This is a genomic window from Streptomyces sp. NPDC000983 (assembly GCF_040299205.1).
In the GTDB taxonomy this organism is placed as follows: Bacteria; Actinomycetota; Actinomycetes; order Streptomycetales; family Streptomycetaceae; genus Streptomyces.
The window spans coordinates 267880-291150 of sequence record NZ_JBEPBM010000006.1; the positions used below are offsets into that span (position 1 = coordinate 267880).

Sequence of the window (23271 nt, forward strand, 5' to 3'; positions counted from 1 at the left end):
GAGGGGCGCATGGAGTTCCGGCAGTCGAACAAGCTCAGCGAGGTCTGCTACGAGATCCGCGGCCCGGTCATCGAGCACGCGGACGCGCTGGAGAAGGCGGGGCACAGCGTGCTGCGCCTGAACACCGGCAACCCCGCGCTGTTCGGCTTCGAGGCGCCGGAGGAGATCCTCCAGGACATGATCCGGATGCTGCCCCGGGCGCACGGCTACACCGACTCCCGGGGCGTGCTCTCCGCCCGCCGGGCCGTCGCCGGCCGCTACCAGAACCTGGGTCTGGAGGTCGACGTCGACGACGTCTTCCTCGGCAACGGCATCTCCGAACTCATCTCGATGGCCGTGACCGCGCTGGTCGAGGACGGCGACGAGATCCTCATCCCGGCCCCCGACTTCCCGCTCTGGACGGCCGTCACCACCCTCGCGGGCGGCAAGCCGGTCCACTACCTCTGCGACGAACAGGCCGACTGGTACCCGGACCTCGACGACATGGCGTCGAAGATCACCGACCGCACCAAGGCCGTCGTGATCATCAACCCCAACAACCCCACGGGCGCGGTCTACCCCAAGGAGATCATCGAGGGCATCCTCGACCTCGCCCGCCGGCACGGCCTGATGGTCTTCGCCGACGAGATCTACGACCAGATCCTCTACGACGGCGCGGTGCACCACTCGGCCGCCGCCCTCGCCCCCGACCTGGTCGTCCTCACCTTCTGCGGACTGTCCAAGACCTACCGGGTGGCGGGCTTCCGCTCGGGCTGGCTGGTCGTCACCGGGCCCAAGCAGCACGCGCGCAGCTATCTGGAGGGCCTGACCATGCTGGCCTCCATGCGGCTGTGCGCCAACGCGCCCGCCCAGTACGCCATCCAGGCCGCGCTCGGCGGCCGCCAGTCCATCCACGAACTGACCGCGCCCGGCGGCCGTCTGCACGAACAGCGGAACGTGGCCTGGGAGAAGCTCAACGAGATCCCCGGGGTGTCCTGCGTGAAGCCCAAGGGCTCGCTGTACGCGTTCCCCAGGCTGGACCCCAAGGTCCACCGGATCCACGACGACGAGAAGTTCGTCCTCGACCTGCTGCTGCGCGAGAAGATCCAGGTCGTCCAGGGCACCGGCTTCAACTGGCCCACCCCCGACCACTTCCGCATCCTCACCCTTCCGCACGCGGAGGACCTGGAGGCCGCGATCGGCAGGATCGGACGGTTCCTCGGCGGGTACCGCCAGTAGCGGACGGGTAGGTCGTCGCCCATGAGCGAGCGACCGCTGCTACTCCTCGACGTCGACGGCCCCCTCAACCCCTTCCGGGCCCGCTTCGCCCGGCACCGGGGCTATGTGACCTGCCGGGTCCACCCGGCGAACTGGTCCTCCCGGCAGCCCCCGGGGTCGCGGCGGCTGCGCCGGGGGATGCGCGTGCGGCTCCACCCGGGGCACGGCGCCCGGCTGCTCGCGCTTCCCTACGACCTGGCCTGGGCGACCGCCTGGATGCACGAGGCGAACGAGATGATCGCGCCGGCCATCGGACTGCCCGGGGATCTGCCGGTCATCGAGTTCACCGACCTGTTCGCGCCGGACCCCGACGGCCTGTTCTGGAAGACCCGCCAGGTCGTGGCGTGGGCGGCGGGGCGCCCCTTCGTCTGGGTGGACGACCAGATCACCGAGGAGGACGTCGCCCATGTCGCCGAGCACCACGCCGGGCCGGGGCTGCTGCTGCGGATAGATCCGCGCCGGGGGCTCGAAGAGGCCCAGTTCAGCAGGCTCGCGGCCTGGGCCCGTAGCCTGTGAGGCATGGGTGATCTTCTCCTTGTGCGGCACGGCGAGACCGAGTGGTCCCGGTCGGGGCGGCACACAGGTTCCACGGACGTTCCGCTCACCGAGCACGGGCGCGCGGAGGCGCGGAAACTGGTTCCGCTGATCCGCTCGCACCGGATCGGGGCCGCGTTCGTCAGCCCGCTCCAGCGGGCCCGGGAGACGGCCGAGCTGATCGGTCTGACCGAGATGCGGATCGATCCCGATCTGCGCGAGTGGGACTACGGCGGGTACGAGGGGATCACGACGGTCGAGATCCACCGGGAGCGGCCCGGCTGGTTCCTGTTCGACGACGGGGTGGCGCCCGGACCGCCGGACCACCCCGGGGAGAGCCCGGAGCAGGTCGGGGAGCGTGCCGATCGGATGCTCGCCAAGGTGGACGCTGCGCTCGCCAACACCGAGGGGGTCGTGGTGCTGGTGGCGCACGGTCACTTCCTGCGGGTGCTGACGGCCCGGCGGCTCGGGCTGCCGCCGGCGAGCGGGGCGCTGTTCCAACTGGCCACCGGGACCGTGGGGCGCCTCGGCACCGAGCACGGGCGACCGGTGATCGCCGGCTGGAATGTCAGACCCACGCCGTAGCCTTCGAAGCGGTGGGAACACCGCGGCACGGGGGTCGCTCGGAACGGTGGGTACGGCCACTTCGCGGCGGCGCGCCCGGAGCGGTGGGGGCTGCTGTTCCGGGCGAGCGTGTCCGGAGCGCTGGGGAACACCGTTCCGGGGAAACGCGCCCGGGCCGGTGGGGAACACCGCTCCACGAGGGCTCCCGGCCGGTGGGGAACACCGCTCCACGAGGGCTGCTCAAAGCGGTGGGCAAGGCCGCTCCGAGGCAGTGCGTCCGGCGCGGTGGGGACACCACCGCACGGGGCTGCCCGGCGCGGTGGAGGCACCGCTTGGGGGAACGCGTCCCGCGCGGTGGGGACACTGCTCGGAAGGGAGCGCGTGCCGTGACACGACCGCCGACCGCCGCCCAGCGGCGGGTGATCGACGCCGCCGACCCGGCCACCGGCCGGCTGCGCGGCGGTACCGAGGCGCAGCTCGCGGCGCTGGTGCGGCTGGGGCTCGCCTTCCGGCATCCCCGGCCGCCGCACGACCACTTCCTGACCCCGGCCGGGCACCGCGTGCGGGAGGCCGCGACGGACACCGCGCCCGTGCCGGAACCCGCCGCCGCGAGCGGGGTGTTCGCGGCCCGCGTCGGCGGTGAACCGGAGCCCGAGGCCGGGCCGGCCCGGGGCCGGGAGGTGCGCAGCGCCTGGGAGGGGCTGCTGGAGCTGCGCCGGATGACCAACGCGGACGGCGCCACCGAGCGGCCGTGCGGCTGGGAGCGCACACATCTGGTGCAGGCCGCCGCGCTGGCCCTGGAGGCGGCCGGGCACCCTCCGGCCGGAGCGGAGCCGGACGCCCCCGGGTACCGGGTCAGGGCGACACCGCAGCCGGAGGCGGTCGCGGTCCACGCCGGCGATCCCGGCATGCTGCACGCCTGCGCGGCGACCCTGGAGCGGGCCGGCTGGCAGACGGGCGAGCACACCGGGCCGCGCGGGAAGGGGCGTTACCTGCTGGCCTCCCCGCGCCGGGTGTAGCGGCCGGGCCGCCCCGGGCTCACACCGGTTCGGGCACGTGCACCTCGTCGTAGGCGGCCCGGGACTCGGCGATGTACACCCGGTTGTGCTCGGCCCAGTCGGTGAGGCGTTGCAGCGTCTCGTGCAACTCGCGTGCCTGCGGCGTGAGTTCGTAGTCCACCCGGGGCGGTACGGTCGGGTGGACGGTCCGGGTGACCAGTCCGTCGCGCTCCAGGTTGCGCAGGGTGAGGGTCAGCATGCGGCGGCTGATGCCCTCGATGCTGCGCTCCAGCTCCGTGAACCGGATGGGTCCGTGGGCGGCGGCCACCAGGATCTGCACGCTCCATTTCCCGGCCACCCTGTCAAGAACTTCCCGGACCGGGCAGGCGTGCGCGTTCACCACCTGCGCGGTAACACCGGTGTTCCTCTGGGACATCCAACTGCCTCCTTACGCCGGCCTCCAGGGTTCCGCACGATGGTCCCCGTTACAAGTCGTGCACTTATGGAACTCTCTCGAAGAACACGGAGGCGATGCCGTGATGTCGGCCGTCATCGAGTCCCCGGTCCGGGCCACGCGAACCGTCCACTCCCGCTGGACGTCCCTGGCGATCCTCTGCGCCGGAACCCTCATGACCATCCTGGACGGCAACATCGTGACGGTCGCCATGCCGGCGATCCAGAGCGACCTGGGCTTCTCCGCCTCGGGGCTGGCGTGGGTGGTGAACGCGTACCTGATCCCGTTCGGCGGGCTGTTGCTGCTGGCGGGACGGCTCGGCGACCTGGTGGGCCGCAAGCGGATGTTCACGGCGGGCCTCGCGGTGTTCACGGCGGCGTCGGTGCTCTGCGGGGTGGCCGACTCCCCCGGCGTGCTGATCGCGGCGCGGGCGCTCCAGGGGTTCGGCGGCGCGATGACGACCGCCGTGGTGCTGGGCATGCTGGTGTCGCTCTTCCCGGAGCCGCGTGAACAGGCCGGGGCCATCGCGGTGTTCAGCGCGGTGGGCGCGGCCGGCGGCGCTCTCGGCACGTTTCTCGGCGGGGCGCTCACCGAGGCCCTGAACTGGCACTGGATCTTCCTGATCAACCTGCCCATCGGGGTGGCGGCCTGGGTGGCGGCGGTGCGGGTGCTGGACCGGGAGCCCGGCGCCGGGCTCGGCCGGGGCGCGGACTACCCGGGGGCCGCGCTGGTGACGGGCGCGCTGATGCTGACGGTGTACACGATCGTCGGGTCGGGTGAACGCGACCTGTCCGCAACCCTGTCGCTGGCCGCGACGGCGGCCGCCCTGTTCGTGGCGTTCACCGTCCGGCAGGCCCGGACCGAGCGGCCCCTGCTGCGGCTGCGACTGTTCCGGTCGAGGCTGCTGACCGGGGCCAACGCCGTACAGGTACTGATGATCGCCACGATGTACGGCTTCCAGTTCATCGGCGCCCTGTACCTCCAGCGGGTCCTGGGCTACGGGGAGTTGCTCACCGGGACGGCCTTCCTCCCGGCGCCGATCGTGATCGGGGTGCTGATGCTGGGGCTGTCGGCGCGGACGATCGGACGGTTCGGCGCCTACCGGGTGCTGCTGGCGGGCCTGGTGCTGATCACGGCCGGGACGGCGCTGCTGGGGCGGGTGCCGGCCCAGGGTTCGTACATGACCGATGTGCTGCCCGCGATGCTGCTGCTGTCGGTGGGGTTCGCGGCCGCGATGCCCGCGCTGACGGGGCTGGCCATGTCGGGGGCGCGGGAGGAGGACGCCGGGGTGGCGTCGGGACTCTTCAACACCACGCAGGTGGTGGGTGGTTCGCTGGGTCTCGCGGCGCTGTCGGTGCTGGCGGCGAGCCGCACGGAGGAACTGCTCGGCGAGGGTGCCGCGGTGGTGGCGGCCACGGCGGAGGGGTACCAGCTGGCGTTCCGGGTGGCGGCGGTGGTGGCGGCCGGGGCGCTGGTCCTGGCGGCGGCGGTGCTCCGGCCCCGCCGCTGACGGGGCCGGAGTCCCCCGGGACCACCGGAGGACGGGAGCGCCGGAAGCTGTACGGCCCGGGACCACCGGTCAGGCGAAGGCCTGCCGGTGGTCCCGGGCCCACTGCCGGTAGGTCCGGGCGTCCCGGCCCAGCACCCGCGGGACGTCGTCGGTGATCACGTCGTTGTGGCCGGCCCGGACGTACGCGCTGCCCGCCGCGACGGCGCCGGCGTAGGTCTCGGGCAGACCGGCAGCGACCAGGTGCGCGTGGACCTCCTCCTCCGCGAGGTCGAGGGTGCGCACCGGACGGCCCAGCACCTCGGCGAGCGCCGCCGCCTGGCCCGGGGTGCCGATCGGCTCGGGGCCGGTGAGCGTGTACGTCCGGCCCGTGTGGCGGGGGTCGAGCAGCGCGGCCACCGCCACCTCCGACACGTCCCGGGGGTCGACGACCCCCTGCGGGCCGTCCCCGGCCAGGTTCGGCACCGGCTCCCCCGCCCGGATCGGAGCGGCCCAGCTCAGGGTGTTGGAGGCGAAGGCGGAGGGGCGCAGCACCGTCCACTCGGCGCCGCTGTCGCGCAGGGCCTCCTCCCCCGGGGTGTGCCAGGTGCCGCCGGGCCCGACCCGGGGGTCGCCGGTGCCGATCGCCGAGAGCTTCACCAGCCGGGGTACGCCCGCCGCCCTCGCCCGGCCGATCAGCTCCACGTCGGAGCGGGTGTCGGGGCCGAGGACCGCCACCAGGAAGGCGGCCCGCACCCCGGCGAGGGCCGGTTCGAGGGACTCCGGGTCGAGGAGGTCGCCCCGCACCACCTCCACGCCCGGCGGCGCGTCGAGGCGCCCGGGGTCCCGGGTCAGCGCCCGCACCTTCTCCCCGCGCTCCGCGAGACGGCTGACGACGGCACTGCCGATGGTGCCCGTGGCACCGGTGACGAGAATCATGCGGACCACCGTGCCGGGGCGGTGCCGCCCGGTTCTTGGAAATTCCGGCACGGTTCACCGCCCCCGTACGGCTCGGGCCGCGTCTACGGTGAGGTGGTGACCACTCACACCGCCCCGCCTGACTGGATCGACGGCATCGAGACCGGTTCCGTGGACGGCGCGCCGCCCGGACCGTTCCCGGAGGTCCCGGACGCCGTCACCACGGTGGTGGTCCGGGTCGGCGCAGGAGGGCGGCGCACGGTCCTGGTCGTCGGGCCGCGCACCCGCGCCTCCTACTACTCGGGGGCGGGGCCGGTCTCCTGTGTGCGGGTGCGGCTGGCACCGGGCGCCGGACGCTCGCTGCTGGGCGTCCCCGCGGTCGAACTGGTGGGCAGGGTGGCGGAGTTGGGAAGGTTCCCGGCCGAGTCCGCACGGTTGCTCGACCGCGTACTGCGGGAGCTGCCGGACCTGGACCCGACTCAGACGGCGGCGCTTCTGGCCGGGGTCCTGCCCACCCGTCCGGCCGCCGGCACCGATCCCGCCCGTACCGCGCTGCTGCGGGCCGGGGTCGACGCGATGCGGGTCCGGGTCGGCCGCACCCCGGCCCAGGTCGGTGCCGTAGCCCGGGAACTGAACGTCAGCGAAAGGCAGTTGCGCAATCTCTTCGCCGAGGGCGTCGGGGTCTCGCCCAAGCACTTCGCCAGGATCGACCGGGTCCACCATGTGCTCGCGCACGCGGACAGCACTCCCTGGGCCGAACTCGCCGCCTCCACCGGCTACTACGACCAGTCGCACATGACCGCCGACTTCCGGGCCCTGATGGGCGTCGCACCGCGCCCGTTCTTCGCCGGACGCCTCCCGCGCGCGACGCCGTGCCGCATGGCGGTCTGAAGCAGGACGCCTGCCGCGAGCCACACCCTGCCGCACGACAACCCGAAGCCGAACCCCCGCCACACGCCACACCCTGCCGCACGACAACCCGAAGCCGAACCCCCGCCGCACGCCACACCCTGCCGGACGGCGGTCTGAACGCCGAGCCTCTGCCGCGGCCTCCCGCCGCACGGCGGCCTCAAAGGCCGGACCCCCGCCGCACGGCGGTCCGAAAACCGGGTGCGGGTCCGCCCCGGCCCCTGCGAGGCTCACCTCCCATGGCAGCACGACGTATCAGACCGAGCCTGTACATCTCCGTCGACATCGAGGCCGACGGTCCCATCCCGGGCCCGTACTCCATGCTCAGTCTCGGGGCCGCCGTCGCCGGGCGGCAGGACGGCGAGGGGTTCGTCGCCGAGGACCCCGAGCGGCGCACCTTCTACCGTGAACTGCGGCCCATCAGCGACGACTTCGTGCCGGAGGCGCTCGCGGTCAGCGGACTCGACCGGGAGCGCCTCGGCGTGGAGGGAAGGGATCCGGCTGTCGCCATGACGGAGTTCAGCCGGTGGGTGCGTACCGCCGCGGCGGACGCGCAACCGGTGATGTGCGGCTACCCGGCGTCGTACGACTGGACCTTTCTCTACTGGTACCTGATCCGGTTCACCGGACAGAGCCCGTTCGGGCACTCGGGGTGCATGGACATGAAGACGCTCTACGCCAGCAAGGCCGGGCTGCCGCTGCGGGCCGTCGTCAAGGGCACGATGCCGCGCGAGCTGCTCTCGCGACGCCGGCACACGCACCACGCCCTGGACGACGCGATCGAGCAGGCGGAGCTGTTCGCCAACCTCATGGCGTGGCCGGGGCCGACCGGGTCGAGTGGCTGAGTTCCTCGCCCGCCTCCATGGGGTGGGTGACGTCCTCGGCGTCGCCACCGCGGCCGAGGTGGTTGAAGACGAGGTTGAGCAGGACGGCCGCCACACAGCCGGTGGATATGCCGGAGTCGAGGATGATCCGCGCCGTCTCGGGGAACGCGTGGTAGAACTCCGGCGCGGTGATCGGGACGATGCCGACCGCGAGGGACACGGCCACGATGAGGACGTTGTTGTCCTTCTCCAGGCCGGCCCGGACCAGGGTCTGGATGCCGCTCGCCGCGACCGACCCGAACAGGACCACTCCCGCCCCGCCGAGTACCGGGCGCGGGACGACCGCGATCAGTGAGGCGGCCATCGGGCACAGGCCCATCAGGACGAGGAAGCCTCCGCCGGTCGCCACGACGTACCGGCTGCGGATCCTCGTCATGGCGACCAGGCCGATGTTCTGGGCGAAGGCACTGCACATGAAGCCGTTGAAGAGCGGGCTGAGGGCGGAGCCGAGGGTGTCGGCGCGCAGTCCGGCCGCGATGGTCCGCTCGTCGGCCGGGCGGTCGACGATCTCGCCCAGCGCCAGCATGTCCGCGGTCGACTCGGTCATCGACACGATCATGACGACGATCATCGAGATGATCGCGGCGACCTGGAACTGCGGTGCGCCGAAGTGGAACGGGGTCGGGAAGCCGATCACGTCCGCCTCGGCGACCGGCGCGAAGTCGGTGACGCCGAACGGGATCGCGATCAGGGTGCCGCCGACGAGGCCCAGCAGGACCGCGATCTGCTTGACGAAGCCGCGGGTGAACCGGCGCAGCAGCAGGACGAGCAGGAGGGTGACGGCGGCGAGGCCGAGGTAGGTGCCCGAACCGTAGTCGTCCGCGGCGGGGTTGGGGCCCTGCGCCCAGCCGAAGGCCACGGGCAGCAGTGAGACGCCGATGAGGGTGATCACGGTGCCGGTGACCACGGGCGGGAAGAAGCGGACCATCTTGCTGAAGAACGGGGCCGCGAGGAAGCCGAGCAGTCCGGCGACGATCACGGCGCCGAAGATGATCGGCAGGGCGTCGGACCTGTCGTCGGTGGAGGCGACGATCGCGGTCATGGGGGCGACGCCGGCGAAGGTGACGCCGTTGACGAAGGGCAGTCGGGCGCCGATCTTCCAGATGCCGAGCGTCTGGAGGAAGGTGGCGAGGCCGGCGGTGAACAGACAGGCGCCGGTGAGGAAGGTCAGGTCGGTGCCGGACAGGCCGATGGCGGCGCCGACGATCAGGGGCGGGGCGACGACTCCGGCGTACATGGCGGCCACATGCTGCAGTCCTGTGGTCGCCATCTTCAGGGCGGGGAGTTTCTCGTCGACTGGGTGAGCGGACACGGCGGCTCTCCTCCGGGCGGGTAACACGTCGGCTCTGACGTGGGTTTCTTGGAGGTGGTGCTCGCGGTCGTGCGGGACCGTTTCCAACAGGGGTGGGGACGGTGACCGATCCGGGGCGCGCGCGTCCACGCGCGCCCCGGAACCGGCCGCCGTGGGCCCCGCTCGGGTCCACGGCCACCGGCCGAGGGCCGTCCCCCTCAGCCGGATGTCTTCAACTGCTCAGCCCTGGGCGGCGATCCGCGCCAGGCGCTGCGCCTGCTCCCGGGTGGAGCGGGCGATGGCGTCCTCGTCGACGGTGAGCAGCCGGTTGTTCTCCACGATCTGCTCGCCGTTGACGAAGGAGGCGGTGACCGGTGCGGCGGCGCCGAGGACCAGTGCGGTGACCGGGTCGGCGATCGAGGCGTGGGCCAGGGTGTCGAGCTTCCAGAGCACCAGGTCGGCGAGCTTGCCCGGCTCCAGGGAGCCGATCTCGGCGGCCCGGCCGAGGACTTGGGCGCCGCCGTAGGTGCCCAGGCGGAGCGCCTGACGGGCGTTCAGGGCGGCCTCGCGGTGGGCGCCGAGGCGGTTGACGAGGAGGGCGTTGCGCAGTTCGGTGTGGAGTTCGCCGGACTCGTTGGAGGCGGTGCCGTCGACGCCGAGGCCGACGGGGACGCCCGCGGCGAGCATGTCCGGGACGCGGGCGATGCCGGCGGCCAGGCGGGCGTTGGAGGACGGGCAGTGCGCGACCCCGGTCCTGGTGCGGGCGAAGGCGGCGATGTCGGAGTCGTTCATGTGGACGCAGTGCGCCATCCACACGTCCTCGCCGAGCCATCCGGTGGACTCGAAGTAGTCGGTGGGGCCCATGCCGAACAGCTCGTGGCAGAACTTCTCCTCCTCGACCGTCTCCGAGCCGTGGGTGTGCAGCCGTACGCCGAGCCGGCGGGCCAGTTCGGCTCCCTGGCGCAGGAGTTCGGTGGAGACGGAGAAGGGTGAGCAGGGGGCGACGGCGACCTGGGTCATCGCGTCGAAGGAGGCGTCGTGGTGCTCCTTGACGGTGGCCTCGGTCGCGGCGAGCGCGCCGTCGAGGGTCTCCACGGCGAAGTCCGGGGGCAGTCCGCCGTCCTTCTCGCTGCGGTCCATGGAGCCGCGGGCGAGGGTGAAGCGGACGCCGGTCTCGCGGGCGGCGCGGATGATCGAGCCGGACAGGTCGCCGGAGCCGCGCGGGAAGACGTAGTGGTGGTCCATGGCGGTGGTGACTCCGCCGCGGGCCATCATGGCGAGCGAGCCCTGGGCGGCCGCGTAGGTCATCGGCTCGTCGATGCGCGCCCAGGTCGGGTAGAGCGCGACCAGCCAGTCGAAGAGGTTGTGGTCGGTGGCCAGGCCCCGGGTGATCCACTGGTAGAAGTGGTGGTGGGTGTTGACCAGGCCGGGGGTGACCAGGTGCCCGGTGGCGTCGATGCGCCGTACGACGTCCTGGAGGTCCTCGGGGGCGGGGCCCGCGCCGACCGCCTCGATGCGGTTGCCGTTGAGCACCACGTGCCCCGAGGCGTACTCGGTGTCGTGGGCGTCCACGGTCGCGATCGCACAGTGGTCGATGACGATGCGCCGGTCTGCTGCCATGGTTCGTCCTTTGCGCTGTTGTGGAGAGGGCACGGCAGGACCCCGGGAGATTTGAGTGCCGCGGCCGGGTGCACGAGTCCCGGCCGCGGGTGCCGAGATGGAGTTGCTAGAGGTTGGTGAGGTCGACGGGGATGCGCGCCTCGCAGCCGTCCCGCAGGACGGTGGCCTCGATCAGCCCGTAGGGGCGGTCGGCGGCGAAGTACACCTCGTTGTCGTTCTTCAGCCCGAACGGCTCCAGGTCCACCAGGAAGTGGTGCTTGTTGGGGAGGGAGAAGCGGACCTCGTCGATCTCGCTGCGGTTGTTGATGATGCGTGCGCCCATCTGGTAGAGCGTCTGCTGGAGGGAGAGCGAGTAGGTCTCGGCGAAGGCCTGGAGCATGTGCTTCCTGGCCTGCTCGTAGGACTTCTCCCAGTGGGGCATCTTCTGCTCGTCGTCGGTCCAGTTGAACCGCCAGCGGGCTGAGACCTGGGTCGCGAGGATGCGGTCGTAGGCCTCTTTGAGGGTCGTGTACTTGTCCTTGACGTAGCCCCAGAACTCGGAGTTGGTCGAGTTCATCACCACCAGGTCCTTCAGACCGGAGATGACCTCCCAGGAGCTGCCGTCGTAGGTGATCTGGGTGACCCGGACCTCCTGGCCCTGCCGTACGAAGGAGTGCTTGACCTCGTCGGCGCCTATGAAGCGGGAGCTGGCGTCGGACGCCTCGATCCGCTCCCAGGCGTACTCCTCGATGCGGATGCGGGCCGTGGTGATCGGTTCCTGCGAGGTCACGAAGTGCCGGGCGAGGTGGATGCCGAACTGCTCGGCGGACTCCATGCCGTGCTCCTTGGCGAACGCGTACACCGTGTTCTTGGTGGTGTCGGTCGGCAGGACATGGGCGTTGGAGCCGGAGTAGTGGACGTCGTCCATGGCGCCGGAGAGGGCGACCGAGACGTTCAGGTCCTTGATGTGGTGGGTGGCGCCGTCCCGCGTGATCTTCACGACTCGGTTCTCGGCCTTGCCGTACTGGTTCTGCCCCAGGACGACGGGGCGGGCAGGGCGTGAGTTGTCGGTCATCTAGCTAGCTCCCTCGGTAAACGGAGTAGCCGAACGGGTTGAGCAGCAGCGGTACGTGGTAGTGCTCGCCCGGCACGACGGCGAACGTGATCGCCACCTCCGGGAAGAACACCGCGGTACCGCTGTCCCGGTTCGCGGGGGCGTCCTGCTGCGCATCGGCTTGCTTCTTCTCGGACTTCAGGAAGTACGCCTCGACGGCGAAGTCGAGCCGTACGTGGGTGGTCCCCTCCGGCAGGGCGGGGAGGTCCTTGCACCGGCCGTCGGTGTCGGTGGCGGAGGCGCCGAGCGGCTGCCACTGTCCGTCCCGTCCGGTACGGGAGGAGAGGTGGACGGCGACGCCCTCGGCGGGCCGGCCGACGGAGGTGTCCAGGATGTGCGTGGACACGGAGGCGGTGGTGCTGGTGCTCATGGTGTCAGGCGTCCTCTTCGACGAGTCGGGCCAGTCGGATCCGGTTGATCTTGCCCAGCTCGGTGCGGACGGTCTCGCGTTCGCGCTCCGGCGGGTTGCCGATCCGCTCCTTGACGGCGTCGCGCATCTGTTCGCCGGTCAGGCCGGTGGCGCAGATGAGGAAGACATGGCCGAACCGGTCCTGGTAGGCCAGGTTCAGTTCGAGCATCTCGGCCTTCAGCTCGTCCGAGGCGCCGGCCATGCCGCGCTGTTCGCGGGCCGAGGTCGGGTCGCCGGGCTTGGGGCGGCCGATCGGCGGGTGCCCGGCCATCGCCTCGGCGAGGTCCGCCGCGCTCAGGTCGGCCATGGCGGCGTCGCTGGCGGTGTAGAGGTCGTCGGCGGTGGCGTACGGGCGGGCGGCGAGCAGGCGCTCGCCCCAGGTCCGGGAGGCGCACGCCTCGTGGAGCGCGGCGCGGGCCGCGGGCTGCTCCAGGGCGTTGAACCGGATCAGGCCCGGCGTGGATGTGGACGTCACGGGAGCCTCCGTGGCCTTGTGCTGAACGGGCTGCGGACAGCTAACGCCCTCCACGAGACGACGTCAACACTTTGTTGAAAATTCTGGGTGACGAAACCCGACGGGCCCGTCAGACCCCCTTCTCGCGGTTGAGGTAGTTGTAAACGGTGAAGCGGCTGACGCCCAGGGCGCCGGCCACGGTCTCCACCCCGTGCCGTACGGAGAAGGCGCCGCGCGCCTCGAGTATCCGTACGACCTCCTGCTTGGACTTGCGGTCCAGCTCGGCGAGCGGCTTGCCGCGCTTGCGCTCCATGGCGGCCAGGATGTGATCGAGGGAGTCGGCGAGCTGCGGCAGGCGTACGGCGACGACGTCGGAGCCCTCCCAGGCGAGGACCACGTCGTCCGGTCCGGCCTCGTCGGGCGGGACCAGCTCGCCGCCCATGGCGTCGATCAGCGGCTTCACGGCCGCGATGAAGGGCTCCTCGTTCACCGCCCGCCCTCCTCGATCACGTTGACCTGGAGCGAGACACGGGTGGCCCCCGACTCCAGGGCCTCGCGCAGCAGCGCGCCCACGGCGGTGAGCACGGCGTCCGCGCCGCCCTCCGCGGTGTTGCCGAACGGGCCGACGTCCACGGCGTCCAGCTCGGCGGCCTCGATGACGCGACGGGCCACGACCGCGTGCGCGGGGGCCTCGTCGAGGTCGAAGGGTTCGGTCGTGAATTCCACTCTCAGTCGCACGCGCTCAACCTAACGCGCGCCGCCGCATTCCGCCGAGCCCTCTTGACAAGCCCGGACACCCGACGGCAGTCTTCCAATAAGCAGAAACCAACTTCCACGATACGGAATATCGGCAGGGACGCCGGTACGGAATCTCGACACGGAAGGGAGCGCCGGCGACATGGGATTCGCGGAGCAGCGCTTCAACGTCAACCTGTCGATCCTCTTCACGGAACTCCCGCTCCTGGAGCGCCCCGCAGCCGCCGCGGCGGCGGGCTTCACCGCGGTCGAGCTGTGGTGGCCCTGGATCGACACCCCGACCCCCGAGCGGTCCGAGCTGGACGCCCTGAAGAAGGCGATCGAGGACGCGGGGGTCCGGCTCACGGGCCTGAACCTCTACGCCGGCCGGCTCCCCGGCCCGGACCGCGGCGCCCTGTCGGTGCCGGGCGAGGAATCGGAGCGGTTCCGCGCCAACATCGACGTGGCCGCCGGCTTCGCGCACTCCCTGGGCTGCCGGGCGCTCAACGCCCTGTACGGCAACCGCGTGGACGGCGTGGCCCCGGCCGAGCAGGACGCGCTGGCGCTGGAGAACCTGGTCCTCGCGGCCCACGCAGCCGACCGGATCGGCGCGGTGCTGCTGATCGAGGCGCTCAACGCGCCCGAGTCGCCGCACTACCCGCTGGTGTCGGCGCCCGCCGCGGTCGGGATCGTCGACAAGGTCAACGAGGCCACCGGCCTCGGCAACGCCAAGTTCCTGATGGACCTGTACCACCTCGCCATGAACGGCGAGGACCTGCCGGCGGTGATCGAGGCGTACACCGCGAAGACCGGGCACGTGCAGATCGCCGACAGCCCGGGCCGGGGCGCTCCGGGCACCGGCACCCTCCCCCTCGAAGACCTCCTCGACCAGCTGGACAAGGCGGGTTACGACGGCTGGGTCGGCCTCGAGTACAAGCCGGGCGACCGCCCGAGCGCCGAGAGCTTCGACTGGCTTCCCCGCCGACCCTCCGACCGAAAGGCACCACCGTCATGAGCAGCACGCTTCCCAAGATCGCCTGGATAGGTCTCGGCATCATGGGCTCGCCCATGTCCGAGAACCTGATCAAGGCGGGCTACGACGTCACCGGCTTCACGCTGGAGCAGGACAAGCTGGACCGCCTGGCCGCCGCCGGCGGCAGCGCGGCCGGCTCGATCGCCGAGGCGGTCCGGGGCGCCGACGTGATCGTCACGATGGTGCCCGCCTCCCCGCAGGTCGAGGCCGTCGCGTACGGCCCGGACGGCATCCTGGCCCACGCCCGCCCCGGGGCGCTGCTGATCGACATGTCCTCGATCACCCCGCAGACCTCCGTGGACCTCGCGCAGGCGGCCCGGGACAAGGGCGTGCGGGTGCTGGACGCCCCCGTCTCCGGCGGAGAGGCCGGCGCGATCGAGGCCGTGCTCTCCATCATGGTGGGCGGCGAGCGGGCCGACTTCGACGAGGCGCTGCCCGTCTTCGAGGCGCTCGGCAGGACCATCGTGCTGTGCGGTCCGCACGGCTCCGGCCAGACCGTGAAGGCCGCCAACCAGCTGATCGTCGCCGTCAACATCCAGGCGTGCGCCGAGGCCGTGGTCTTCCTGGAGAAGTCGGGGGTGGACCTCGCAGCGGCCCTGGACGTCCTCAACGGAGGTCTCGCCGGCTCGACCGTGCTGACGCGGAAGAAGGACAACTTCCTCGCCCGCGACTTCCGGCCGGGCTTCCGGATCGACCTGCACCACAAGGACATGGGCATCGTCACCGACGCCGCCCGCAACGTCGGCGCGGCCCTGCCCGTCGGCGCCGTGGTCGCCCAGCTCGTCGCCTCCCTGCGCGCGCAGGGCGACGGCGGCCTGGACCACTCCGCGCTGCTGCGCGCGGTCGAACGCCTCTCCGGCGACCGGGTCTGACCGGCCCCCACAGCTCCGGGCGGCGCCGCCGCCGACACCTGTCCTGTCGCGCCCAGGCGACGGCGCCGCCCGGAATCCACCTCCAGGACCCTCCAGCGACTTCAACAGACTGTTGACGCTCGGTCCACCCACTCCTAGGCTCCGCAAAGCGGAAACAGTTTTCCGCTGACACCCGCACGGAAGGTCCACGATGTCGAAGCGCGTGCTCTCGGCACGGACTCTCACCACAGAGTCCGGCGCCCCGGTCGCAGACAACCAGAACTCCGCCTCCGCCGGCGTCGGCGGTCCGCTCCTCCTCCAGGACCAGCACCTGCTGGAGAAGCTCGCCCGCTTCAACCGTGAGCGCATCCCGGAGCGCGTGGTGCACGCCCGCGGCTCCGGCGCGTACGGCTACTTCGAGGTGACCGACGACGTCACCGGCTTCACCCACGCCGACTTCCTGAGCACCGTGGGCAGGCGCACCGAGGTGTTCCTGCGCTTCTCCACCGTGGCCGACAGCCTCGGCGGCGCGGACGCGGTCCGCGACCCGCGCGGCTTCGCCGTCAAGTTCTATACGGAGGAAGGCAATTACGACCTCGTCGGGAACAACACCCCGGTCTTCTTCATCAAGGACCCCGTCAAGTTCCCGGACTTCATCCACTCGCAGAAGCGCGACCCGTTCACCGGACGTCAGGAGCCGGACAACGTCTGGGACTTCTGGGCGCACTCCCCCGAGGCCACCCACCAGGTGACCTGGCTGATGGGCGACCGCGGCATCCCGGCCTCGTACCGGCACATGAACGGCTACGGCTCGCACACCTACCAGTGGACGAACGCCGACGGCGAGGGCTTCTTCGTCAAGTACCACTTCAGGACCAACCAGGGCGTGCGCTGCCTCTCCTCCGAGCAGGCCGCCGAGATCGCCGGCCAGGACCCGAACTCGCACCAGACGGACCTGCTCCAGGCCATCGAGCGGGGCGTCAACCCGTCCTGGACGCTGTACGTGCAGATCATGTCGGCGGCCGAGGCGGCGGAGTACCGCTTCAACCCCTTCGACCTGACCAAGGTCTGGCCGCACCGGGACCACCCGCTCCGGCGCGTGGGCCGCCTGGTCCTGGACCGCAACCCGGACAACGTCTTCGCCGAGGTCGAGCAGGCCGCGTTCTCCCCGAACAACTTCGTCCCGGGCATCGGCCCCTCCCCCGACAAGATGCTCCAGGGCCGGCTCTTCGCCTACGCGGACGCGCACCGCTACCGGCTGGGCGTCAACCACACCCAGCTCGCCGTGAACGCGCCGAGGGCGACGACGGCCCACAACCACGGCCGGGACGGCCTGATGGCCGCCAACTCCCAGGGCCGGTACGCGAAGAACTACGAGCCGAACTCCTACGACGGCCCGGTGGAGACCGGCCGGCCGCTGTCCGCCCCGCTCCCCGTGAGCGGCCACACCGGCACCCACGCGGCCCCGCTCCACACCAAGGACGACGACTTCTTCCAGGCCGGCGAGCTGTACCGGCTGATGTCCGCGGACGAGCGGTCGCGGCTGGTGGCGAACATCGCCGCCGGCCTGTCCCAGGTCTCCCGCGACGACGTGATCGACAAGAACCTCGCCCACTTCCACGCCGCCGACCCGGAGTACGGGCGGCGCGTGGAGGAGGCGGTGCGCGCCCTGCGCGAGGACTGAGAGGACCGACAAGACTCCCTGACCGCGCCCGAGGGCGCCGGGCGGCCCGGATGAGGGGTGGCCGTCCGGCATCCGGGGGCGCGGGACGGGGTGCGGACCGCGGCGGTGCGCGAGCCGGTGCGGTGGTGAAGGATCCGGGTCCCTTCTCGACGTGAGGGAGGGGATGTTCGGACTCCGTCGCGCCCGCCGCGGTCCCGGCAACAGGCGTCAAGCTCCACAGGCCCCACAGGCCCCATCTGCCTCACCGGCTGAGCAGCGCCGGATACGGACGGTCCCGTATCCGGCGCTGCTCGCCGTTTCCGGGTCGCGCTCCGGCCGCTCGCGCAGGAGGCTGAAGGCATGGCACAACCGACGCGACAACCGCACATCGTGGTCCACTCCCCGGCCCTGGACGGCTCCCGGCGGGTCACCGCCGGCGAGGAGACCCTCGGCGTCGCCACGCACGCCGACGACGTCGCCGAGTTCCTGAGACTGGCCGACCTCTACGTCACCGACGTCGAGGGCACCGACCTGATCGAATGGCAGGGCGGTGGCCCGGACGACTGGCCCGGCCTCTCCGAGCACCACGAGCACCACGGGACCCAGGGGTCCTGACACACCTACGCCGGCGGCCGTACGCCGGCTACGCAACCCTCAAATCAACCTCTGAACCCGCGCCCGGGGGCTTCAACTCCCCCCGGGCGCGGGCAATCCTCGTCACACGGGGTCCGCCGGCACGGGGGCGGCGGATCCCGGCGGGCCGCACACCGGTCAGGGGTGTCCGGTCGGCCCGGTACGACGGGGGCGGTCCGAGGTTCGCCGACACGGGGGTGTGCGGCGGGCCTCGGACCGGGCACGACGAAGAGGGGCGGCCCGCCCCGCAGGACGAGCCACCCCTCGAGAAGACCGCGCGGGTCAGACCTTCAGTGTCCTGATCGAGGTCGGCGCGTGAGAGGGCTCGGTGGCGACCTCCTCGAACTCCACGACGTTGCCGATGTCGTTGGTGGTCGACATGGCGATGTTGGTGACGCGCTCCAGGATCGCCTCGACGACGACCGGCACCCGGTACTCGGCGGCGAGCTTCTTGGCCTCCTCGAAGGCCGCCCCCAGCTGGGCCGGGTCGGTCACCCGGATCGCCTTGCAGCCGAGCCCCTCGGCGACCTTGACGTGGTCGACCCCGTAGACGCCCAGCTCGGGCGAGTTGATGTTCTCGAACTCCAGCTTGACCTGGAAGTCGATGTCGAAGGCCCGCTGCGCCTGCCGGATCAGGCCCAGGTAGGAGTTGTTCACCAGCACATGGATGTACGGGATGCGGTGCTGCGCGCCGACCGCCAACTCCTCGATCATGAACTGGAAGTCGTAGTCCCCGGAGAGGGCGACGACCGGTGACTCGGGGTCGGCGGTGGCGACGCCGAGGGCGGCCGGGACCGTCCAGCCGAGCGGTCCCGCCTGGCCGCAGTTGATCCAGTGCCGGGGCCGGAACACGTGCAGCATCTGGGCGCCGGCGATCTGGGAGAGGCCGATGGTGGAGACGTACCGGGTCTCGGGGCCGAAGGCCTTGTTCATCTCCTCGTAGACGCGCTGCGGCTTGATCGGGACGTCGTCGAAGTGCGTACGGCGCTGGAGGGTCGCCCTGCGATCCTGCGCGGACGCGGCCCACGCCGAGCGGTCGGGCAGCCGGCCCTCGGCCCTCAACTCCCTTGCCACCTCGACGAAGAGCGTCAGCGCAGCCTTCGCGTCGGAGGCGATGCCGTAGTCGGGGGCGAAGATGCGGCCGATCTGGGTCGGTTCGACGTCGACGTGGACGAAGGTCCGGCCCGCCGTGTAGACGTCGAGCCGACCGGTGTGGCGGTTGGCCCAGCGGTTGCCGATGCCGAGGACGAAGTCGGACTCCAGGAAGGTCGCGTTGCCGTAGCGGTGCGAGGTCTGCAGGCCCACCATGCCGGCGTTCAGCTCGTGGTCGTCCGGCAGCAGGCCCCAGCCCATCAGGGTCGGCACGACCGGGGTGCCGGTCAGCTCGGCGAACTCCACCAGCAGCGCGGCGGCGTCGGCGTTGATCACCCCGCCGCCGGCGACGATCAGCGGCCGCTCGGAGGCGTTCAGCATCCCGATCGCCTTCTCGACCTGGGCACGGGTCGCGACGGGCTTGTAGACCGGCAGCGGCTCGTAGGTCTCCGGGTCGAACTCGATCTCGGTGAGCTGGACGTCGATCGGCAGGTCGATCAGGACCGGGCCGGGACGGCCGGAGCGCATCAGGTGGAACGCCTGCTGGAAGACGCCGGGGACCTGCGCGGCCTCCAGGACGGTCACCGCCATCTTCGTCACCGGTTTGGCGATGGAGGCGATGTCGACGGCCTGGAAGTCCTCCTTGTGGATCACCGCGGTCGGCGCCTGGCCGGTGATGCACAGGATGGGAATGGAGTCGCCGATGGCCGAGTACAGGCCGGTGATCATGTCGGTGCCGGCCGGCCCCGAGGTGCCGATGCAGACGCCGATGTTGCCGGGGTGGGTACGGGTGTAGCCCTCGGCCATGTGCGAGGCGCCCTCGACGTGCCGGGCGAGGGTGTGCCGGATCTCGCCGGAGGCCTTGAGCGCCGCGTAGAACGGGTTGATCGCCGCGCCCGGCACCCCGAACGCGTTGCTGACGCCCTCGCGCTTGAGGATCTCAACTGCCGCGCGGGCAGCGGTCATTCGTGCCATCGAGTACTCCTGCTTCGGCCGTCGGATTCGCACTCCCGTCGCGCCCCGCGGTGAGCGTCTTCCGTGTCGTCTTCCGGATTGGCTTCCGGGTCACCTTCCGCATTGTTTCCACATTGCGGAAAATAACTTCTACTATCTGGAAGCAATCTATGTGGGGGGACGAAGCCCGTCAAGAGACGGACAAGCCGGGGTCTCCTGGCGCACCATGGGTGCCATGTCCCAGAGCACGGCGGTGTGCTGCCCGGCCTGCAGACGTGAGCACCGGTACACGGCTCCGTCGTACCCGTGCGTCTGCGGCGCCCCCGTGGCCCCGCGGCTGGACCCCCGGGGCACCCCGTCGGTCATCGCCCACCGCGTCTGGGCCGAGGAGTGGGTGACCGTGGAGTGCGGCTCCTGCGGGCGCCGCGACCAGTGGCCGCACCCGGAGCTGGGCTGTCCGTGCGGCGCGGCGGTACGGATCCCGGTGGCCGACGCCCCGGCCGAACCGGCCGCACCCGCCGACGGCCCCGGTGCGCCCCGGCGCCGGCCGGTCTTCCAGCCGGTCACCATCCGCACCGCGCGGGACGCCGTCACCGCCGCGGCGCTGTATCTGCGCTGGCTCGGCTACCGGGACATACGGCGCGCCGACCAGCGGCCCCCGGCCGGCATCGGCCTCGCCGCGCGCGGCCTGCTGGCACAGGTCGACCCGACCGTACGGCCGGCCGCCGCCCGGGACGTGGAGTGCCTGTGGCTGACGGCCATGACCGAGTCGTCCGTCTGCGTCTACTTCTCGCTCGCCGGGTACGCCGCGGACGCCCGCACCCGGGCCGACTCGCTCGGCGTCCCGCTGTTCGTGCTGGACCTCACCGGCACCCCGCAGCCGGTCAACAGCCACGCCGACGCGCTCGGCTGCCCCGCCGGCTGACCCGCGCGCACGACCGCGCCGGCCCCCTGTCGCACGGGGACCGGCGCGGCGCTCGCGGTGTCACCGGCCGGCGCTACGGATTCACGCAGCCGATGGAGCCGACCGGGAAGTTGTTGCCGGTCGAGTTGGCGGTGAAGCCGAAGGTGACGCTGCCGTCCGCCGCTATGGTCCGGTTGTAGGCGGCGTTCGCGACGGTCAGGGTCCCGTCGGTGCCCGTACTCAACGTGCCGTTCCAGACCGTGTTGATCCGGGTGCCGGCGCCGGGCTGCCAGCGCACCGCCCAGCCGTCGAGGGGCGTGGTGCCGTGGTTCATGACCTCGACGGAGCCCTGGAAACCGCCGTTCCAGGCGCTCGTCACCGAGTAGACGGCCATGCACCCGGTGTGCGGGTCGGTCGGAGTGGGCGTCGGGGTCGGCGTGGGCGTCGGTTCGCCGGTCGAGCCGCCGATGCCCGTCACCTCGCCGTTGCCGCCGTCGAAGACGATGTCGGAACAGGAGAAGAAGTTCTCCGGGCTGTCCGAACGCACCCACTGGATGAACAGCACCGCGTCACCGGAGCGGCCCGAGGGCAGGTTGAGGTCCCAGTAGTAGTGGCCGGACTCGGTGCCCACCGAACCGGACTGCGGCGGATTGGTGACCGTCTGGATCAGCTCCAGGTCGTCCCAGCCCAGCTCGGTGCTGGGCGAGTAGCCGGGCTTGGAGAGATAGACCCTGAAGTCACCGGGGTGGGCGGCCCAGTTGCTGTACTTGACCCGCATCGACGCCCCCGAGGTGAGATGGGTGCGCGGCCAGTCGGAGCGGGCGGCGTTGTAGCCGGTGAAGTTGTACGGGGACCGGTCGCCGGCGCTGCACAGCTTGCCGTCCGGCACGTAGCCGGCGCCGCGGCCGGCCGCGGCGGAGTCGAGTACGGCGAACCAGTTGTACAGCGCGTTCGCCCCGCTCTCGGCGAGCGCGGCCTCGCAGGCCGGGTTCGTCGGGTCCAGGGAGCCGGTGCTGGTCTTGGCGTCGACGTAGCAGAGGTAGGTACGGGAGCCGGGCATCATCGCCACCCCGTGCGCCTGGGCGCTGCCCTGGCCGAGCAGGGCCAGGCCCACTCCGCCGAGCAGGGTGGCCAGTACCGCCGCCAGGGAGAGCAGGCGGTTTCCGCGTAGTGCCATGTGTGGTTCTCCTGTCGGTCGTCGAACTGTCCGCTCTGGAACCCTCCGCCCGCCCGGGGCCGGCTGTGCGCCGGGCGGGCGGAGGTGCGGGGTGGGGCCGGGCCGTGCGGGGCCCGTCCCGGGCTGCGCGGGTCAGACGACGGTGCAGGCGGTGCCGTTCAGGGTGAAGCCGGCCGGCTCGGCGAAGGTGCCGGAGTAGGTGCCCTGGAAGCCGAAGTTCTGCGAAGTGCCGGGCGCGATCCGCGCGTTGTGCGCGACGGGGCTCGCCACCAGGGCACCGGAGTTGGCGGACAGGGTCGCGTTCCAGGCGCCGGTGACCCGCTGTCCGGACGGCAGGGTGAAGCCGAGCTGCCAGCCGTCGAGGGGGGCCGAACCGGTGTTGTGGAGCGTGACGTTGGCGGTGTAGCCGCCCTGCCACACGTTGGTGTCGTACGCCACCCGGCAGCTCGCCGCCGGATCGCCGGGGTCGCCCGGGTCACCGGGGTCGGTGGAACCGGTGTTCACCGTGGAGGAGAAGGAGTTCACGCTGAGCCCGGCACCGTTCTGCCAGGGCTCGAAGCCCGCCTGAACGCTCGTCAGATACCAGCTGGGCTGGGCCAGTCCACGGGACACGGCCTGGTCGACGAAGTCCATGACGTCGAAGCTCCACTGGGCGATCGCCGAGGGGGCCACGAAGGAGATCACGTCGTTGGCGCCGTTGCTGCCGGTCCACACCTCCCAGCTCCGGCCGCCGACGGTGGCGGTGCCGGTCTGCGAGCCGATCGGCTGGATCGGGCCGACCCGGTTGAACCAGATCATGATCTCCGTCCGGTTGACGCCGTCGGTGCGGGGCGTCGGGTCCAGCCAGATGTCGTACGAGGCGTTGTACACCGCGTCGTTGACGAAGCCGTAGGAGATGCTGCTGGGTGCGCTGGAGATGGTGCTGACCTGCGTGGGCAGGCTGGTGCCGGGCGAACAGTTGGTGTAGTGGCAGCCGTTGAAGACCGACGGGTACGACTTGGGGGCGCCGTTGGTGGGCACCGAGCCGTCGGCCTGGGTGACCCGGAAGCCGGTGTCGGTGGCGGTGACGCACTGGGTGGCGCCGGTGCCCCAGCGGTTGTTCTGGACGACGTAGCGCCCCTGGATCACGGTCGTCCCGTACTGGTCGCAGATCAGGGTGTCGGCCTGGGCGGGCGGCCCGGCGGCGAGGAGGGCCGCGACGGTGGCCAGTGCGGTGAGCAGGGCGCCGAGGAGTGCGCGGGGGGTGCGGAGGCGGTGCGTGAGCAAGCGCATGTGGGGGCCTCTCTGCGAGGAACCGGATTCGACAGGGGGGTGCTGCGGGGGTCGCGGGAGCGCTCCCAACTCCCCATTGATGGGAG

General features: G+C 71.6%; 24 protein-coding genes. 12 read left to right on the forward strand and 12 right to left on the reverse strand.

The features are described 5' to 3' along the window. Positions 1 to 9 precede the first annotated feature (9 nt). From ABT296_RS09685 to ABT296_RS09700, 4 genes are all read left to right on the forward strand, one after another. The gene (locus ABT296_RS09685) at positions 10 to 1218 is read left to right on the forward strand and encodes a pyridoxal phosphate-dependent aminotransferase (protein ID WP_351925088.1); all 1209 of its coding nucleotides are present in this window, start codon (positions 10 to 12) and stop codon (positions 1216 to 1218) included. A gap of 21 nt (positions 1219 to 1239) precedes the next feature. Continuing rightward, positions 1240 to 1773: an HAD domain-containing protein gene (locus tag ABT296_RS09690; RefSeq protein WP_351925090.1), complete on the forward strand. Its 534-nt coding sequence runs from the start codon at positions 1240 to 1242 to the stop codon at positions 1771 to 1773. A 3-nt stretch (positions 1774 to 1776) separates the two neighbouring features. Beyond that, a complete protein-coding gene (locus ABT296_RS09695; protein WP_351925092.1) occupies positions 1777 to 2376 on the forward strand; it encodes a histidine phosphatase family protein in 600 nt (199 codons plus the stop codon). Between the two features lie 365 nt (positions 2377 to 2741). Then, positions 2742 to 3374, forward strand: coding sequence for a hypothetical protein (locus tag ABT296_RS09700; protein ID WP_351925094.1), 633 nt, complete (start codon positions 2742 to 2744; stop codon positions 3372 to 3374). 19 nt (positions 3375 to 3393) lie between these two features. Here the strand turns inward: ABT296_RS09700 and ABT296_RS09705 are convergent, their stop codons facing one another. After that, complete coding sequence (locus ABT296_RS09705) at positions 3394 to 3789, reverse strand: winged helix-turn-helix transcriptional regulator (RefSeq protein WP_351925096.1); 396 nt, start codon at positions 3787 to 3789, stop codon at positions 3394 to 3396. 103 nt (positions 3790 to 3892) lie between these two features. Here ABT296_RS09705 and ABT296_RS09710 point away from each other — a divergent pair, with 103 nt between their 5' ends. After that, the gene (locus tag ABT296_RS09710; protein ID WP_351925098.1) at positions 3893 to 5317 is read left to right on the forward strand and encodes an MFS transporter; all 1425 of its coding nucleotides are present in this window, start codon (positions 3893 to 3895) and stop codon (positions 5315 to 5317) included. A gap of 69 nt (positions 5318 to 5386) precedes the next feature. Here ABT296_RS09710 and ABT296_RS09715 read toward each other — a convergent pair whose 3' ends face one another. Further along, a complete protein-coding gene (locus ABT296_RS09715) occupies positions 5387 to 6241 on the reverse strand; it encodes an SDR family oxidoreductase (protein ID WP_351925203.1) in 855 nt (284 codons plus the stop codon). 87 nt (positions 6242 to 6328) lie between these two features. On the opposite strand from ABT296_RS09715, the gene ABT296_RS09720 reads away from it, so the two are divergent. Next, on the forward strand, positions 6329 to 7102 hold the full coding sequence (locus ABT296_RS09720) for a helix-turn-helix domain-containing protein (RefSeq protein ID WP_351925100.1): 774 nt from the start codon (positions 6329 to 6331) through the stop codon (positions 7100 to 7102). Between the two features lie 257 nt (positions 7103 to 7359). Beyond that, the gene (locus tag ABT296_RS09725; protein ID WP_351925102.1) at positions 7360 to 7965 is read left to right on the forward strand and encodes a 3'-5' exonuclease; all 606 of its coding nucleotides are present in this window, start codon (positions 7360 to 7362) and stop codon (positions 7963 to 7965) included. Here ABT296_RS09725 and ABT296_RS09730 read toward each other — a convergent pair. The 7 genes from ABT296_RS09730 to ABT296_RS09760 all read right to left on the reverse strand — a co-directional run bounded on the left by ABT296_RS09730 (position 7928) and on the right by ABT296_RS09760 (position 13609). After that, entirely contained in the window at positions 7928 to 9316 is a 1389-nt protein-coding gene (locus ABT296_RS09730) for a nucleobase:cation symporter-2 family protein (RefSeq protein ID WP_351925103.1), read from the reverse strand. The genes ABT296_RS09725 and ABT296_RS09730 overlap by 38 nt on opposite strands. 219 nt (positions 9317 to 9535) lie before the next feature. Further along, positions 9536 to 10915: an 8-oxoguanine deaminase gene (locus tag ABT296_RS09735; RefSeq protein ID WP_351925105.1), complete on the reverse strand. Its 1380-nt coding sequence runs from the start codon at positions 10913 to 10915 to the stop codon at positions 9536 to 9538. Positions 10916 to 11021: 106 nt separating this feature from the next. Then, positions 11022 to 11969 carry a factor-independent urate hydroxylase gene (gene pucL, locus ABT296_RS09740; protein ID WP_351925107.1) on the reverse strand — a complete coding sequence of 316 codons (948 nt, stop codon included), beginning with the start codon at positions 11967 to 11969 and terminating at the stop codon, positions 11022 to 11024. Positions 11970 to 11973: 4 nt separating this feature from the next. Beyond that, positions 11974 to 12378, reverse strand: coding sequence for a hydroxyisourate hydrolase (gene uraH / locus ABT296_RS09745; RefSeq protein WP_351925109.1), 405 nt, complete (start codon positions 12376 to 12378; stop codon positions 11974 to 11976). A 4-nt stretch (positions 12379 to 12382) separates the two neighbouring features. Next, positions 12383 to 12892: a 2-oxo-4-hydroxy-4-carboxy-5-ureidoimidazoline decarboxylase gene (uraD, locus tag ABT296_RS09750; RefSeq protein ID WP_351925111.1), complete on the reverse strand. Its 510-nt coding sequence runs from the start codon at positions 12890 to 12892 to the stop codon at positions 12383 to 12385. Positions 12893 to 13001: 109 nt separating this feature from the next. Then, positions 13002 to 13313 (reverse strand): helix-turn-helix domain-containing protein, encoded by a 312-nt coding sequence (locus tag ABT296_RS09755; RefSeq protein WP_351925204.1) that lies wholly within the window; start codon positions 13311 to 13313, stop codon positions 13002 to 13004. A gap of 44 nt (positions 13314 to 13357) precedes the next feature. Then, entirely contained in the window at positions 13358 to 13609 is a 252-nt protein-coding gene (locus ABT296_RS09760; RefSeq protein ID WP_351925113.1) for a YkoF family thiamine-binding protein, read from the reverse strand. Between the two features lie 160 nt (positions 13610 to 13769). Here ABT296_RS09760 and ABT296_RS09765 point away from each other — a divergent pair, with 160 nt between their 5' ends. From ABT296_RS09765 to ABT296_RS09780, 4 genes are all read left to right on the forward strand, one after another. After that, the gene (locus ABT296_RS09765) at positions 13770 to 14621 is read left to right on the forward strand and encodes a TIM barrel protein (RefSeq protein ID WP_351925115.1); all 852 of its coding nucleotides are present in this window, start codon (positions 13770 to 13772) and stop codon (positions 14619 to 14621) included. Next, on the forward strand, positions 14618 to 15511 hold the full coding sequence (locus ABT296_RS09770) for a 2-hydroxy-3-oxopropionate reductase (protein WP_351925117.1): 894 nt from the start codon (positions 14618 to 14620) through the stop codon (positions 15509 to 15511). Before ABT296_RS09765 ends, ABT296_RS09770 begins: the two co-directional genes overlap by 4 nt. A gap of 190 nt (positions 15512 to 15701) precedes the next feature. Beyond that, complete coding sequence (locus ABT296_RS09775) at positions 15702 to 17174, forward strand: catalase (RefSeq protein WP_351925119.1); 1473 nt, start codon at positions 15702 to 15704, stop codon at positions 17172 to 17174. Between the two features lie 339 nt (positions 17175 to 17513). Then, on the forward strand, positions 17514 to 17768 hold the full coding sequence (locus ABT296_RS09780; protein WP_351925121.1) for a hypothetical protein: 255 nt from the start codon (positions 17514 to 17516) through the stop codon (positions 17766 to 17768). 300 nt (positions 17769 to 18068) lie between these two features. Here the strand turns inward: ABT296_RS09780 and gcl are convergent, their stop codons facing one another. After that, positions 18069 to 19853: a glyoxylate carboligase gene (gcl, locus tag ABT296_RS09785; protein WP_351925123.1), complete on the reverse strand. Its 1785-nt coding sequence runs from the start codon at positions 19851 to 19853 to the stop codon at positions 18069 to 18071. A 205-nt stretch (positions 19854 to 20058) separates the two neighbouring features. Between gcl and ABT296_RS09790 the strand changes: the two genes are divergently transcribed. After that, positions 20059 to 20757: a hypothetical protein gene (locus ABT296_RS09790; RefSeq protein ID WP_351925125.1), complete on the forward strand. Its 699-nt coding sequence runs from the start codon at positions 20059 to 20061 to the stop codon at positions 20755 to 20757. 73 nt (positions 20758 to 20830) lie between these two features. On the opposite strand, the gene ABT296_RS09795 is transcribed toward ABT296_RS09790, so the two are convergent. Beyond that, the gene (locus tag ABT296_RS09795; protein ID WP_351925127.1) at positions 20831 to 21913 is read right to left on the reverse strand and encodes a lytic polysaccharide monooxygenase auxiliary activity family 9 protein; all 1083 of its coding nucleotides are present in this window, start codon (positions 21911 to 21913) and stop codon (positions 20831 to 20833) included. 132 nt (positions 21914 to 22045) lie between these two features. Beyond that, positions 22046 to 23185 carry a glycoside hydrolase family 12 protein gene (locus tag ABT296_RS09800; protein WP_351925129.1) on the reverse strand — a complete coding sequence of 380 codons (1140 nt, stop codon included), beginning with the start codon at positions 23183 to 23185 and terminating at the stop codon, positions 22046 to 22048. Positions 23186 to 23271: the final 86 nt, after the last annotated feature.

What these genes read in the sequence shown, in the direction of transcription:
- ABT296_RS09685 (WP_351925088.1), top strand. Translation starts at nt 10, where the DNA reads ATGGAGTTCCGGCAGTCGAACAAGCTCAGCGAGGTCTGCTACGAGATC.
- ABT296_RS09690 (WP_351925090.1), top strand. Translation starts at nt 1,240, where the DNA reads ATGAGCGAGCGACCGCTGCTACTCCTCGACGTCGACGGCCCCCTCAAC.
- ABT296_RS09695 (WP_351925092.1), top strand. Translation starts at nt 1,777, where the DNA reads ATGGGTGATCTTCTCCTTGTGCGGCACGGCGAGACCGAGTGGTCCCGG.
- ABT296_RS09705 (WP_351925096.1), bottom strand. Translation starts at nt 3,789, where the DNA reads ATGTCCCAGAGGAACACCGGTGTTACCGCGCAGGTGGTGAACGCGCAC.
- ABT296_RS09710 (WP_351925098.1), top strand. Translation starts at nt 3,893, where the DNA reads ATGTCGGCCGTCATCGAGTCCCCGGTCCGGGCCACGCGAACCGTCCAC.
- ABT296_RS09725 (WP_351925102.1), top strand. Translation starts at nt 7,360, where the DNA reads ATGGCAGCACGACGTATCAGACCGAGCCTGTACATCTCCGTCGACATC.
- ABT296_RS09735 (WP_351925105.1), bottom strand. Translation starts at nt 10,915, where the DNA reads ATGGCAGCAGACCGGCGCATCGTCATCGACCACTGTGCGATCGCGACC.
- pucL (WP_351925107.1), bottom strand. Translation starts at nt 11,969, where the DNA reads ATGACCGACAACTCACGCCCTGCCCGCCCCGTCGTCCTGGGGCAGAAC.
- uraH (WP_351925109.1), bottom strand. Translation starts at nt 12,378, where the DNA reads ATGAGCACCAGCACCACCGCCTCCGTGTCCACGCACATCCTGGACACC.
- ABT296_RS09755 (WP_351925204.1), bottom strand. Translation starts at nt 13,313, where the DNA reads ATGGGCGGCGAGCTGGTCCCGCCCGACGAGGCCGGACCGGACGACGTG.
- ABT296_RS09765 (WP_351925115.1), top strand. Translation starts at nt 13,770, where the DNA reads ATGGGATTCGCGGAGCAGCGCTTCAACGTCAACCTGTCGATCCTCTTC.
- ABT296_RS09770 (WP_351925117.1), top strand. Translation starts at nt 14,618, where the DNA reads ATGAGCAGCACGCTTCCCAAGATCGCCTGGATAGGTCTCGGCATCATG.
- ABT296_RS09775 (WP_351925119.1), top strand. Translation starts at nt 15,702, where the DNA reads ATGTCGAAGCGCGTGCTCTCGGCACGGACTCTCACCACAGAGTCCGGC.
- ABT296_RS09780 (WP_351925121.1), top strand. Translation starts at nt 17,514, where the DNA reads ATGGCACAACCGACGCGACAACCGCACATCGTGGTCCACTCCCCGGCC.
- gcl (WP_351925123.1), bottom strand. Translation starts at nt 19,853, where the DNA reads ATGGCACGAATGACCGCTGCCCGCGCGGCAGTTGAGATCCTCAAGCGC.
- ABT296_RS09790 (WP_351925125.1), top strand. Translation starts at nt 20,059, where the DNA reads ATGGGTGCCATGTCCCAGAGCACGGCGGTGTGCTGCCCGGCCTGCAGA.
- ABT296_RS09795 (WP_351925127.1), bottom strand. Translation starts at nt 21,913, where the DNA reads ATGGCACTACGCGGAAACCGCCTGCTCTCCCTGGCGGCGGTACTGGCC.
- ABT296_RS09800 (WP_351925129.1), bottom strand. Translation starts at nt 23,185, where the DNA reads ATGCGCTTGCTCACGCACCGCCTCCGCACCCCCCGCGCACTCCTCGGC.